12 protein-coding genes are annotated in these 13321 nt (G+C 73.8%); 5 read left to right on the plus strand and 7 right to left on the minus strand.

Features of this window, described 5'->3' with window-relative positions:
- The first annotated feature begins 368 nt into the window (after window positions 1-368).
- A complete protein-coding gene (locus ACZ6MA_RS24325) occupies window positions 369-1292 on the plus strand; it encodes a D-alanyl-D-alanine carboxypeptidase family protein (protein WP_469436048.1) in 924 nt (307 codons plus the stop codon).
- Here ACZ6MA_RS24325 and ACZ6MA_RS24330 read toward each other — a convergent pair.
- The 5 genes from ACZ6MA_RS24330 to ACZ6MA_RS24350 form a co-directional block, all read right to left on the minus strand.
- Window positions 1262-2239, minus strand: coding sequence for an alpha/beta fold hydrolase (locus ACZ6MA_RS24330; protein WP_469436326.1), 978 nt, complete (start codon window positions 2237-2239; stop codon window positions 1262-1264). The two genes, ACZ6MA_RS24325 and ACZ6MA_RS24330, sit on opposite strands and share 31 nt — an antisense overlap.
- Window positions 2240-2442: 203 nt before the next feature.
- Window positions 2443-3813: a wax ester/triacylglycerol synthase domain-containing protein gene (locus ACZ6MA_RS24335; RefSeq protein ID WP_469436049.1), complete on the minus strand. Its 1371-nt coding sequence runs from the start codon at window positions 3811-3813 to the stop codon at window positions 2443-2445.
- Between the two features lie 43 nt (window positions 3814-3856).
- The gene (locus ACZ6MA_RS24340) at window positions 3857-5101 is read right to left on the minus strand and encodes a glycosyltransferase (protein WP_469436050.1); all 1245 of its coding nucleotides are present in this window, start codon (window positions 5099-5101) and stop codon (window positions 3857-3859) included.
- A gap of 321 nt (window positions 5102-5422) precedes the next feature.
- Window positions 5423-6577: an amidohydrolase family protein gene (locus tag ACZ6MA_RS24345; RefSeq protein ID WP_469436051.1), complete on the minus strand. Its 1155-nt coding sequence runs from the start codon at window positions 6575-6577 to the stop codon at window positions 5423-5425.
- Window positions 6578-7948, minus strand: coding sequence for a glutamine synthetase family protein (locus ACZ6MA_RS24350; protein WP_469436052.1), 1371 nt, complete (start codon window positions 7946-7948; stop codon window positions 6578-6580).
- Between the two features lie 159 nt (window positions 7949-8107).
- Here ACZ6MA_RS24350 and ACZ6MA_RS24355 point away from each other — a divergent pair, with 159 nt between their 5' ends.
- The 3 genes from ACZ6MA_RS24355 (at window position 8108) to ACZ6MA_RS24365 (ending at window position 10071) form a co-directional block, all read left to right on the plus strand.
- A complete protein-coding gene (locus tag ACZ6MA_RS24355; protein WP_469436053.1) occupies window positions 8108-9142 on the plus strand; it encodes a TIGR04222 domain-containing membrane protein in 1035 nt (344 codons plus the stop codon).
- Window positions 9143-9250: 108 nt separating this feature from the next.
- Window positions 9251-9619 (plus strand): hypothetical protein, encoded by a 369-nt coding sequence (locus tag ACZ6MA_RS24360; protein ID WP_469436054.1) that lies wholly within the window; start codon window positions 9251-9253, stop codon window positions 9617-9619.
- A 104-nt stretch (window positions 9620-9723) separates the two neighbouring features.
- Complete coding sequence (locus tag ACZ6MA_RS24365; RefSeq protein WP_469436055.1) at window positions 9724-10071, plus strand: hypothetical protein; 348 nt, start codon at window positions 9724-9726, stop codon at window positions 10069-10071.
- A 28-nt stretch (window positions 10072-10099) separates the two neighbouring features.
- On the opposite strand, the gene ACZ6MA_RS24370 is transcribed toward ACZ6MA_RS24365, so the two are convergent.
- The gene (locus ACZ6MA_RS24370) at window positions 10100-10912 is read right to left on the minus strand and encodes an ABC transporter ATP-binding protein (RefSeq protein ID WP_469436056.1); all 813 of its coding nucleotides are present in this window, start codon (window positions 10910-10912) and stop codon (window positions 10100-10102) included.
- 180 nt (window positions 10913-11092) lie between these two features.
- Between ACZ6MA_RS24370 and ACZ6MA_RS24375 the strand changes: the two genes are divergently transcribed.
- On the plus strand, window positions 11093-12094 hold the full coding sequence (locus tag ACZ6MA_RS24375; protein ID WP_469436057.1) for an ABC transporter substrate-binding protein: 1002 nt from the start codon (window positions 11093-11095) through the stop codon (window positions 12092-12094).
- An 80-nt stretch (window positions 12095-12174) separates the two neighbouring features.
- Here the strand turns inward: ACZ6MA_RS24375 and ACZ6MA_RS24380 are convergent, their stop codons facing one another.
- Window positions 12175-13320 carry a M20 family metallopeptidase gene (locus ACZ6MA_RS24380; protein ID WP_469436058.1) on the minus strand — a complete coding sequence of 382 codons (1146 nt, stop codon included), beginning with the start codon at window positions 13318-13320 and terminating at the stop codon, window positions 12175-12177.
- Window position 13321: the final 1 nt, after the last annotated feature.

The following is a 13321-nucleotide window of genomic DNA, read 5'->3' on the forward strand; positions in this document are numbered from 1 at the left end:
TCTTGTGCCCATTGCTTGAGGTGGGGGGGATAGGGGGGGTTTTCGACCCTTTAAGAGCTGAGAACACCAGTCATTTGTTGGGCGTGGGTGGAAAAAAAAACGACCCTCCCCCCAACCCCCACCCCCCCCCCTTTCCCCCCTTTGGGGGCTCCCCCCCCCTTTTCGGGCTTGGAACGCCCCCGAGGCGTTTTCCGGGCGCCGTCCGGCCATGCGCGTCAGCAGCATGGCACGCCCACGGGCGCCGCCCGGCGCCGTTCCGGCACGGTCACCCATTAGTGATCTTCGATTTCACCGCGCCCGCGGCCGGGTGCGAGCATGCGGACCCGTTAAGCCGGACACGGCTCGAGCCGCGAGGAATGGGAGCGTCAATGCAGCGAGGTGGGAGAAGCCCGGTCCGTCGGTGGACCGTGGCGCTGACCGCGACGACGGCGGCCTTCGCCGTCGCCCTCCCGACGGCCACCGCCCAGGCGACGGGCGGCCCGAAGGGAATCGGTGCGAAGGGCGCCTATCTGCTCGACGGCAGCGGGGCGGGGCTCTGGGAGGGCAAGGCCGCGGACGTCCAACGGCAGATGGCCAGCACGACCAAGGTCATGACCGCGGTCGTCGTCCTGGAGACACCGGGCGTCAACCTGAACAAGCCCGTCACCATCAAACAGTCGTACCGCGACTACGTCGCACGCCAGGGCGCCAGCACCGCGGACCTCCGCGTCGGCGACAAGCTGACCGTACGCCAGCTGCTGTACGCACTGATGCTGCCCTCCGGGTGCGACGCCGCGTACGCGCTCGCGGACACGGTCGGCAGCGGCGGCAGCGAGAAGGCACGCACCACGTCGTTCATCGAGAAGATGAACACCAAGGCCGCCCGGCTCAGACTGCGCGGTACCCACTACGACTCCTTCGACGGCATCTCCGCCCACGGCCGCAACCACACCACCCCGCGCGACCTGGCGAAGCTCGCCCGGCACGCCCTGCGCAACGCCACCTTCGACGCGGTCACCCGGTCGACCAGCACCCGGCAGAAGGCGACCAACGTCAACCGGACCTACACCTGGTACAACACCAATCAACTGCTCGGCGCGTACCCCGGCGTGATCGGCATCAAGACCGGCACCGGCAGCGCGGCCGGACCGTGCCTGGTCTTCGCCGCCAAGCGCGGCAAGCGGACGGTGGTGGGGGTCCTGCTCAACGACCCCAACCGCTACCCGGACGCCTGGAAGATGCTGGACTACGCGTACCACACGCACACCCCGATGAGGCTGCGTCAGCTGCCCTCGGGGGCACACGAGGACTGACACCCACCGCCCGACCGGGGCGCCGGGAACGGACTCACGGACGCCGTGACGGCCGGACCGCGGCGCCCGATGTACTCCACCGGACGGCAGTAGTCCAGGCCGCCGAGGGACTCGCCGGCGAAGAACCGGGTCAGCAGGTCCACGATCTCCCGCGGCCGCTCCAGATGCACCAGGTGGTCCGCGTCCCTGAGCGTCGTGAAGCGCGCGTCGGCGCACCGGTACGCGGCCTCCCGGCTCAGGGCCGGGGTGGTCAGCGGATCGTGCTCACCGGTCGTGACCAGAACCGGCACCCGGACCGTCGGACCGCCGGGGGTGTCCGGGTGGTCGAGCAGCCGCCGGGTGTTGTCGAGGAACTTGGCGATGTCCTGCCCGGACATCTCGGCCAGCGCACGGGAGAGACATCTGATGACGGCGGGCCGGCGCGTGATGGTGACGAGCGGCGACCCACACACCATGGTGTCGAGGACCCCCCTCTCCAACTCCGCGCGACGGCCCTGTTCCCCCAGCCGCAGCAGACGCTCCACCCGCGCCCGGACGTGGTCGGTCAGATGCGCCATGGTGCCGACCAGAGCCAGCCGCTCGACCCGCTCGGGGTGACGCTGCACCCACTGGTGGGCGATGGCGCTCCCGTACGAGGTCCCCAGGATGTTGACCGGACCCGGGGCCACCTCGGACAGGAAGCGGTCGAGGGCGCGGGTGAGGAAGTCGAAGCCGTAGCGGGCGGGCAGCGGGTCGGCGGCCCCCCAGCCCGGGAGGTCCACCGTGATCACACTGGCCGCCTCCAGGAAGGACTGCTCCACCCGCCCCCAGGCGTTCTGGTGCTGGAACGCCCCGCCGACGAGGACGACGGGCGCCATCCGCGCGTTCGGCCGGTGCACGATGCGCCCGCTGTACGCGTAGCCGTCGCAGCTGAGTGGAATGACCTCTTCGCGGAAGGCGGTGTGCATCGTCACGGCGGTCTCCGTTTCACGGTCGGACGTCGCGTCCGGACGGCTGCGCGGGGCAGCTCGTGGCAATGCGTGCGACCGGGAATCTCGTGGGCAGTTCATCAGGGGCAACGACGGGTCATGCCCGTGCGTTACTGGCCGCCCGCCCGACAGGCGCGAGCGGTCACCCAACGTCGTCCCGTACGTCCCGGGAGCCCGACGCCTCACAGCCGCAACGTGTGGATCTCGTCGTGGATGAGGCCGGACAGCCGTGTGGCCAGCTTCCGGTGCCGGTGATCGGTCACCACCGCCACCACCGCGTGCGCGCCGTGCGAGGACATGGTCACCGCCACGGGGTGACCGGTGCTCAGCGGCGGCAGGCCCGACACCGCCACCAGCGGCGCGGCGCCCAGGGCGAGCGGACCGGCATAGGTCGCCAGGCTGCTGCACAGCAGGGAGGAATAGACGGGGGAGGCCACATAACGGCCGAGGGCGTCGGTCAGCCGGCCGTTACGGCGCCGGGTCCGGGCCACCAACAGGGCCTGCGCCCGCGCCCGGCCCTGCAACGCGGCACGCCGGGTGAAGCCGTCCACGGCCGCGAGCCGCCGCGCGGGACGCCGGTGGGTGGGAAGAGGGACCCTGATCGTGGCGTAGTGGTTGCCGAGCACCTCGGCGTCCTCGGCGGCGCGCACGTCCACGGGCACCATCGCGCAGATCCCCGGGAGCCCCGGCCAGCGCCCGGCCAGACCGGCGGTCCGCAGGGCGGCGGCGGTCGCGGCGAGGAAGACGGCGTTGGTGGAGGCCCGCCCCGACGGCAGGGTGTCGCGGGCGGCGCTCAGGGCCGTCTTCGCCACCCGCTCGAAGGACACCACCCGCCGGGCGTCCACAGGGCCGTGGAACGGCAGCGGACGGGCCTTGGGCAGCACATCGGCGAGCGCCCGGGCCAGCGCGCGGCGCGACGGCGCCCCCGCCGCCGCGTACGGCCGCGGCGCCCCGGCCCCCGGTGGCGGCTCCGTGTCGAGCAGGGCCCGCAACAGCGTCACCAGCGACTTCCCGTCGAGCAAGGCGTGATGGGCGCGGATCAGGAGCGCGAAGCCGCCGGGCGAGGGCAGCAGATGCAGCTGCCACGGCGGCCGCCCGGGGGCGAGCGGCCGGGCCAGCAGCAACGCCGTGTCCGCCTCCAGAGCGGCGTGCCCGCCGCCCGGCCCGGCGGTGACGTGCGCCGCCGGGTCGAACTCCGGGCCGGCCGCCCACCGGGGCCAAGCGGTGGCGGAGGGCGCCACGGGCGGCATGAGCCGCAGCCGGGGGAGCGCCCCCCAGCACCGCCGGACCCGCTGCCGCAGCTCCGGCACGGTCGGCGGGGGGCCTTCGAACCAGGCGAGCAGCCCGGCGGTCATGCACAGGTGCCCGCCGCTCTGCTGCCCGTACAGCCAGGCGTCCAAGGGCGGCATGGAGACGCCCGCCGCGTACGGCGCGGAGGGCGGGCTGTCCCCCGCGCGGCGTGGCCGGGGAAGCCCCGGGGCCTGACCGGCGGGGTGGTCGGCGGTGTGGTCGGTGAAGGCGTCCGGGGAAGTGTCCTGGGTGCGGTCCGTCACGGGAGGTCCTGGTTCTGACTGGGCGTCGGGGGGCGGGGCGTGGTCAGGAGGCGAGTGCGGCGGCCGCCCGGGCGACGGCCCCCGCGCCGTCCTCCCGCGCCAGCCGCTTGGCGAACGCGGTGGCCCGCTCGGCGAAGCACGGCTCCCCGGTCGCCCGTCGCACGGCGTCCGCCAGCCGGCTCGCGGTCAGCTCCCGGTGCGGCAACACCCGGGGACTCACGCCCAGTTGCACCAGCCTGGCGGCCCACCAGGGCTGGTCGGTCAGCACCGGCACCGGCACGGCGGGCACCCCCGCGCGCAGACCCGCTCCCGTGGTGCCCGCGCCGGCGTGGTGCACGACGGCGGCCATGCGCGGCAGCAGCCAGCCGTGCGGCACCACGCCCACCGTGATGACGTCGTCGTTCACCACGGACAGCCCCGCCCACCCGGACTGGACGATGCCCCGCACCCCCGCCTGCCGCAGCGCCCGGGCGGTGATGGCGCTCAGCCGCTCGGGGGCGTCGGGCATCATGCTGCCGAAGTCGACGAGCACCGGCGGCGGACCGGCGGCCAGGAAGTCCGTGACCAGCGACGGCGGTGTCCACAGCGGGCACTCGTGCGGCCACCAGTACCCGGCGACGCGCAGCTCGGGCCGCCAGTCCGAGGGGCGCGGGACGACCGAGGGGCTGTACCCGTGCCAGATCGGCCAGCGGCTCGCCTCCCGCGTCCTGCGCAGCCGGTGACCGCTGCGGTAGGGCAGCCCCAGCCGGGCGTGCAGCCGCCGGTAGGCCGCGGCGTGCAGCGTGTCCATCGCGAGGTTCACCGCCCGGCCCCGGAGCCGGTTGGCGTACCCCGGCTCCCGCCACGGAAGCGCGCACGGCGAGAACGCCGCCGTGGGGGCGTCGGGCTGGAGGAAGACCCCCATGCTCGGGATGTCGTGGTAGCGGGCGACGACCCTGCCCACCGGCGCGGCGATCGTCGACAGCAGGACCAGGTCCGCCGAGGGGTCCACCGCCGTGATGATCCCGTCCACGAGCCCCGTCGCCGCCCGCTCGGTGGCGTGCGCGAGCCGCTGGACCGCCCGCAGCGAACGGCCCCCGTGCCGGAAGCGGGTGTGCGCGCCGATCAGCTCCTCGAACGGGTCGGAGGGCAGCGGCCGCATGCGCAGCCCGCAACACGTCACCAGCTCCTCGAACTTCGCGTGGGTGACGATCTCCACGTCGTGCCCCTCGGCCACGAGACGGTGGCCGAGACCGGTGTACGGCGCCACCGAACCCATGGTGCCCGCCGTGATGATTTGGATGCGCATGACCCGGCCCTCCCGCCCGCCGGGACCCGGCCGGCGTCCGACGAACTTCCTCACCGGCCCAACGAGGAGGAACCGGCCCGGATACGGCGGTGTCCGGGAGAGCGGGGTCGCACCGGTCCGCCCGCGGCGGCGAGGGCCTGCGGGCGCGTCCTTAAACGCCGGACGGGCTGCTGTGCTGTGTCCTCAAACGCCGGACGGGCTGCTATCGGCTGAGCCCGGCAGAACCAGCCCGCTGGGGGCACCTCCCAGCGGTAGCTGGGGGAGATTGAGGACACCGCCGCGCAGCGGTGTGGTCCGCCCCCATGATCCGCCGGCCGCACCCTAGGTGGGTGAGCCGCTCTCCCCGAGCCGGTAGAGGCGCCGCGCGTTGCCCGCGCCGATCAGTCCGGCGATCCGCCGCGCGTCGTCGGGGGACCAGGCGCCCTCGTCCACCCAGCCGGTCAGCAGCCGGGTCAGGGCCCGGCGGAAGAGCCGGGCGCCCACGACGTACAGCTCCGGCAGCCCGTAGGCGTCGGTGGAGAACATGACCTTGCCGAACGGGGCCAGCTCCAGCATCTCCCCGAGGACGGCCTCGGCCCGCGCCCCGGTGTGGGTCAGGGACAGGCCGACGTCGGTGTAGACGTGCGGGAAGGCGTGGGCGAGATACCCGGCGCCCCGGTGGTAGGGATAGCCGTGCAGCAGGACCAGGGAACAGCCCGTGGGGCGCACGGCCCGGACGAAGTCGGTGAGCAGCAGCGGGTCACAGCGGTCCAGGCGCAGGTCCGGGTCGCCGAAACCGGTGTGCAGCTGGAGCGGCAGGGCGGTGTGGGCGGCGGACCACAGCAGATGGCGCAGCAGCACGGGGTCGGTCAGCCGCCCGCCCGGTGCCCGCCCGGCGAGCCAGCGGGCGGCCGCCGCCCGGACCTCGGCCGCCTCCGGCGGGGCGGGGTCGAAGTCCAGCCCGTACCGGTAGGCGATCACCGATTTGAAGCCCACGGCGGTCCGGGCGGCGTCGTGCACGGCGGTGGCGAGGCCGTGGAGGAAACCGTCGGCGGCACCGGGGGAGCCGACGCCGTCGGCGACGCGCTCGGCGAGGGTCTCCAGGCGCACGATCTCATGGGCGGTCGCGGCACCGGCGGCCGCCAGCTCGCGAGGGCTCGTCAGGTCGCCGGGGAGCCCGGTGTCCACCAGGTAGTCGGTGATCCCGGCGGCGCGCAGCAGACGGCTGTTGACCTCGCGCGCGCCCAGTTCACGCCGGCGGGCGAGGTAGCGGGCCGGCGGGCAGTGTGCCGGGAGATCCAGGAGCGGTGGGCACCACCGGCGCACCGCGAAGCCCGGCTGGGTGTCGAAGAAGGTGGTGCCGGGCGCCGCGGGCGCGTCGGACTCGGTGAGGAAGGACGCGAAGTCCTCCGGGCCGAGGTCGGCACGGGCCACACCGTGGCAGTGGTGGTCCACCAGGGGTGACACCACCGGGGAAGTCACCACCGCGGGAGACATTCAGAACCGCCCGCGGACGGCGTCCGCGATGTCCTGTGGCGACGCACCGTCGAACCGCGCCGCCTCCCCGCGGCGGACCGCGATCACGGCCTCGAACAGCGGGTCGCCGAGCGCGGTGCGCAGCGGCGCCGAGCGGGTGAAGTGCTCCAGCGCCTCCGGCAGCGAGGCCGGCAGCCGCCTCTCCCGGCCGGTGGCGACGGGGTCGCCCGCGACCGGCGGCGGCAGCGTCAGCCCGGCCTCGATCCCGGCGAGCCCGGCGGCGATGACCGCACCGACCACCAGATACGGGTTGGCCGCCGCGTCGAAGCACTTGACCTCCGCGTTGGCGCCCCCGGTGTCGTCGGGCGCCCCGGTGATGAAACGCAGCGCCGCCTCCCGGTTCTCCAGCCCCCAGCACTGGAAGGCCCCGGCCCACAGCGAGGGGGCGAGCCGCAGATAACCGGCCGGGGTGGGGGCACCCAGGGCGAGCAGGGCGGGCAGCTCCCGCAGCACCCCGGCGAGGAAGGCCTCGCAGACCTCCGTCATGCCGTACGGGCCGTCGCCGCCCCGGCACAGGTTCCCCTCGTCGATCCCGTCGTCGCCCCAGAGGCTGAGATGCAGATGCGCGCCGTTCCCGACGCGTCCCGCCTCCACGACCGGTGCGAACGAGGAGGTCAGCCCGTGCCGCCCGGACACCGCGTGGATCGTCTGGCGGACCAGCACGGCGAGATCGGCGGCGCCCACCGGGTCCGCCGGGGCCACCGAGACCTCGAACTGCCCGGGCGCGTACTCCGGGTGGATCTGCTGGACCTCGACGTCCTGGGCGGCGAGCGCTTCGAGGACATCGCACAGATAGTCCGACATTTCGATGAGCCGCGTCATCCCGTAGGCCGGGCCCGCGCACGGATAGCGGATCCCCGTCTCGGTGGCATCGCCCCGGGTGACGATCCATTCGGACTCGAAGGCCATCCGCAGCCGCAGGCCGCGCGCCGCGGCGCGCTCGGTCATCCGCCGGGCGAACTGCCGCTGGCACGCGCCGTACGGCTCGCCGCTCTGTTCGTAGCGGTCGACGGGTGCCCAGGCCCAGCCGGGCTGCGCGGCCAGCACGGTCAGCCGGTCCAGATCGGGGAAGAGCCGCAGATCGCCGTCCGGTCCGCCGATGTGGGGGCTGGTGACGCTGGAGTCGTCCGTGAGATAGACGTCGAAGGAGGGGCCCATGCCCACGCCGCGCCGCGCGGCGTGCGGGAGCCGGGCGGTGGGAACGGCCTTGACCCGGGCCAGGCCCGCGACGTCCACCCAGGAGAGGGCGACGCCGTGGATGTCCAATGCCGTGAGCCGCGCCGCTTCCTGCCGCGCCGCCGACTCCGCCCGCTCCCGATCCGGCCTCTCCATGGCGGTATTACACACCACCGGGCGGACGACGCGGGGGAGTTGTTCCGGAACCCCACCATCGCGACGCCCGTGGGCCGGTGGGGTGGCGGCCCGGCGCGGCCCACCGGTTAGCGTGTCCCCAATAGTTGACCTTGTGTTTGTTCGGGGGGTTGGTCGGACATGGATGTACCGCTGTTTCTCCTGCTGTACGCCTACCTCGTCATCGCGCTGTGCGCGGCCCTCGGCGGGGCGGCCCGCCTGTCGGCCGCCCGCCGGCGCCGGGAGAGCCCGGCCCCGGCCGGTCCCGCGCCGGGCGGCTCGGACGGCGCGGACGGCGGCGGGGGAGGTGCCTCCCGGGAGGTCCTGGAGGTGGCGTGGCTGAGCGGCGGCCCGTTGCGGGTCGTGGACACCGCTCTGGCCGCCATGGAACGCGACGGGCTGCTCCGGATATCCACCCAAGTCGTTCCCGGCGGCCGGGTCCTTCTGACCTGGGGACGCGGCCCGCGCACGGCCGTCGAGGAAGCCATCGTGCGCACGCACCGGGAAGCGAAGGGGCGCGGGACCCGCTCCCCCGAGGTGCGGCCGCTGCGCCGCCTGTGCGGGCACACCCCCGAGGTCCTCGACATCGGGCGTTCCCTGCAAAGGCGCGGGCTCGACCACGGCCTCGGGTGGCGACGGCTGTTCCGCCTCGGTGACCGCGTGCTGAGGGTGCTCACCTATCTCTGCTTCGCCTTCATGGCGGTCGTGACGGTGGTGGGGTTCGTGCGTTTCCTCCGCGAACCGGCCTGGGGACCGCACATCCTGCTCTGTGACGTGCTGGCGGCGGTGGCCGCGCTGCTGTGCGGGCTGGTGCGCCGGGAGGTGCTGCCCGGCACCGGGGGCCGGGCGCGGGCGGGCGCCGATCTCGCCCGGGGAGTCCGCGGCGGTGGGGCCGGGGGCGGTCACACGAACTCCTCCTCGACGGCGTGGATGCTGGGGGTGGCGCTGGACGGTGCGGAGTGCCTGCCGGACGCCCCGCTGCGGGAGCTGCTCACGGAGTGCGGTTCCGGATCCGACGGCGACGCGTCGTGGAGCGACTTCTTCTCCGGCGGCTCGGACTCGGGCTCCGGCGGCGACAGCGGGAGCGGTGGTGACAGTGGCAGCGGTGGCGACAGCGGTTCGAGCAGTTGTGGCAGCAGCTGCGGGAGCAGTTGCGGGAGCAGCTCCAGCGATTGATTCCCGCCCCCGGGGCGCGTCACGGAACGTCAGGGACCGTCGGGAGCCGCAACCTTCACCCGTTCGACTGAGTGCACCCACCGTAATCGGACAACTACTCTTGGTGTCATGGGTGTGTGGAGGAGTGCTGTCCTGAGGTCCGCGTCGCGGGCCCTGGTCGTCGCGCTGCTCTCCGTGCTCCTGGCGCTCTCCGGATCGGCCGCGGAAGGTCTCGCGTCCGGCGTCGGCCGGGAGGAGACCTCCGGATCCCAGTCGGAGGGCGCCTCCGAGGAGTACGCCGCCTGCGCCTCGGAGCAGCGCGGCTCGCGCTCCGGGCGGCGCTCGGGCCGTCCGCCCGGAAGGGTGGGCGACGCGTTGCCGCCCGCCGTCACCGCGGTGGCGGGCACCGGCCCGGCGCCGGACGAGCGGCCCGTGCTCCGCTCCGGCGCCGTCGAGGTCACCGCCGCCCGCGCGCGTCACACCGTCCTGCGCTGCTGAGCGAAACCGCGCCCGCCGCCGCCCCCGTCGCCCTCGGCCCGGGGTCGCCGCGCCGCGCGCGCACGCGTCAGCTCACTCGTAGGTGCGACAGCAGGAGAGACGTCATGCCCCTCGACCCCGCGCGCGCCCTGGACGCGTATCTGCGCGCCCAGGCCTACCGCACTCACCACCCCGAACCCGAGCCCGCGCCCATCGTCGTCGAGGAGTACCGCGACGCCCAGGACGCGCGGGACATCCAGGACACCGACAAGGACGACCACGGGACCGGCGCGGGCCGCCGTGCCGACGGAGAACCGGACCGGCCGGCCGCGACGGCGGGCGGCCGGTCCGGGCCGGCGCCGAACGCTCCGCCCGCCACTCGGCGGCGACCGGGCGTGCTCGCCCGGCTGCTGTCCCTGCGTCAGGGGCCGCGCCCGGTGGGCGACCACGGCAGGCCCGAGTCGTCGTCCTGAGCCGGGTCGCCGGGCGGGTCCCGGCGGGTCAGGCCGTGGCGGGCCCTCGCACACCGGCCCCGGCCGGTGTGCGAGTGGCGGGCACGACCACGGGGGAGCCGTCGCCCGGAGCCCGCAGGATGTCGGCCTCGATGCCGTACAACTCGCGCACCAGAGCCGCGTCCACGACGTCCCGGGGCGGGCCCTGCGCGATGACGGCGCCGTCCTTCATGGCGATGACGGTGTCCGCGTAACGCGCGGCGCTCGCCAGGTCGTGCAGCACCATGACGACGGTCCGGCCCGCGGTGGCCACCTGCTTGACGAGGTCGAGCACCTCCACCGCGTGGCCGATGTCGAGCGCGCTGGTCGGCTCGTCCAGGAGCACGATGGGGGTCTCCTGCGCGAGGACCATCGCCAGCCAGCAGCGCTGGCGCTGGCCGCCGGAGAGCTGGTCGAGCCGGCGGTCCGCGAGGGCGGAGACCCCGGTGGCGAGCAGGGCCTCGCCCACGGCCCGCTCGTCATCGCGCGACCACTGGCGGAAGAGCCCCTGGTGCGGGTGGCGCCCGTAGCGCACGAGCCCGGCCACCGTCACCGCCTCGGGGGCCAGCGGGGACTGGGGGAGCAGGGCGATGCGGTGGGCCGCCTGGCGCTGCTTCAGCTTCCAGATGTCGGCGTCGCCCGCGTGGACGCGGCCCGACTCGGGCTGGTGCAGCCGGGCGACGCAGCGCAGCAGGGTCGACTTGCCGCAGCCGTTGGGGCCGACGATCGCGGCGACCCGGCCCGAGGGGATGGTCAGGTCGACGCCCGCCACGGCGCGGTGGCCGGGGTAGCCGGCGGTGAGCTGTTCGACGCGGAGCTCCACAGGTGGCAGGCCTTTCCAAGACGTTCGCCGCAAGGTGGACCCTCCCGGCGGAAGGGCCTTAAGGTAAGGCTAACCTAATGACCCAGGGGTCCCATGTGGGGGTGATTTCCCACGCCGAAAGCCGTCCCCTTTCTGTTTTTCCGCCTTGTTCCTTCCCCTCTTCGACGCCCGGAGCTCTCGATGACCTCGACCCACCGCCCTCTTCTGCCCGCCTCGCGCCGCGCGGCTCAGGTTCTCGCCGCCGTGGGGGCGGCCGCGTTGCTGGTGACCGGCTGCGGTTCCGACAAGGGTTCCGACGACAAGGGCTCGGAGTCGGCCTCGCAGGGCGCCGGGGGCGGCCAGACACGTGAGATCAAGGACGCGACCGGCAAGCTCGTCAAGGTCCCGGCCCAGCCCAAGCGGATCGTGACGCTCACGCAGGAGGACCTGGACGCGGTGCTCGCGCTCGGCCTCAAGCCGGTCGGCATCACCAACGGGCAGGGCCTGAGCAAGCCGCCGGCCTACCTCGAGGACAAGGTCAAGGACATCAAGGTCGTCGGCAATCTGCTGCAGCCGGTGATGGACAAGGTCATCGCGGCCAAGCCCGACCTCATCCTGGCCGGTGACATGCAGGACGAGCAGGTCCTCAAGCAGCTCCGCGAGATCACCCCGGCCACGCTGGTCACCATGGCCCCCAGCGACGACTGGAAGCTGTCCTTCCGGGGCATCGGCAACGCGCTCAACAGCATGGACAAGGCCAACAAGGTCATCGCCGACTACGAGGCCAAGGCCAAGAAGGCCGGGGGCGAACTGGGCGAGAACAAGGGCGCCGAGGTCAGCATCGTCCGCTGGAACCCGGACGGCCCGAGCTGGATGGAGAAGAAGCAGTTCGCGAGCGGGGTCGCCCTGGACATGGGGCTCAAGCGCCCCAAGACCCAGGACAAGGACGGCAACGCCCACACCCCGGCGCTGAGCCTGGAGAAGATCAACGAGATCGACGGCGACTGGCTCTTCCTGTCCACCCTCACCTCCGACGGTGAGAAGGCGCTGAAGGACGTGCAGAGCAAGCCGGCGTACAAGGACCTCAACGCGGTGAAGAAGGACCACGCGGTGACGGTGAACGGCTCGGTCTGGTCCACCCGTGGTGGCCCGCTGGCCAGCCAGGTCGTCATCGACGACATCGTCAAGGCACTGAAGAAGTAACCGGGGCTCCGCCCCGGGCCCCGGTCCTCGATCGCCGGACGGGCTGTGTTCTCAAGCCCGTCCGGCGATCGAGGACACCGCTACCCGGCCCGCCGGGCACGGCGGACCGTCGCGAAGTCCGCGGCCGTCCACGCCATGCCGATGGCCCCGTCGAGCAGTGCCCGCTCGCCCATCGGTGACACCGCCGCCGCCGCGAACTCCGCCTCGTGCGGCCCGCAGGCGCCGCCGGTGATGTCGAGCACGGGGTGGATCGAGGGGACGGCGTGCGAGACGTTGCCCATGTCCGTGCAGGCGAACGCCTCGCGCCGCTGCGGCTCGGGGCGGCCGAGCGCCCGGGCGTTGACCCGCCACAGGGCGATCAGCTCCGCGTCGGTGCGGAAGTCCAGGTAATCGGGCTCGGGGCGGGTCAGCTCCACCTCGCACCCGGTGGCGAGCGCGCCGGCCCGGAAGCACGCCTCGACCCGCTCGCGCAGCTCCCGCAGATCCTCCGCCGCCGAGGCGCGGATCTCGTACTCGGCGGTCGCCCGGTCCGGGATCGCGTTCGGCGCGGTGCCCGCGGCCGTCGTCACCCCGTGCACCTTCCAGTGCGGCGGCAGTTGCTGGCGCAGCAGCCCGAGGGCGACCTGGGCGACGGTCAGGGCGTCGGCGGCGTTACGGCCCTCGTGCGGATTGAGGCTGGGATGCGCGGCCTTCCCCGTGTACGCGACGGAGAGGGTGCCGAGCGCGAACGAGCGGAACTCGGCCACGTCGAACGGGCAGGGGTGCACCATCATCGCGGCGTCCACCCCCTCGAACGCGCCCGCCTCCAGCAACAGCGCCTTGCCCGCCCCGCGCTCCTCGGCGGGGGTGCCCAGCACCCGTACGGTCAGTCCGAGTTCGGCGGCGAAGGGGGCGAGGCCGAGGGCCGCGCCGAGCCCCGCCGCGGCGATCAGATTGTGGCCGCAGGCGTGCCCGAGGCCGGGCAGGGCGTCGTATTCGCAGGCGATGGCCACCGTGACCGGGCCGGAGCCGAAGGTCGCGGAGAAGGCCGTGTCGAGGCCGTACGCCGGAGCGGTGACGGCGAAGCCGTGCTCGCGCAGGAGTTCGGCGCACCAGGCCGCGGCGCGGTGCTCGGAGAACGCCGTCTCGGGGTGCGCGTGAATGCGGCGGCTGAGCGCCAACAGGCTCTCGCGGTGCGCGAGGACACGCTCCTGTATGGCGTTCTTGAGGCCTTCGGCCGCGGTCATG

This window comes from Streptomyces sp. NPDC042259 (assembly GCF_055582085.1).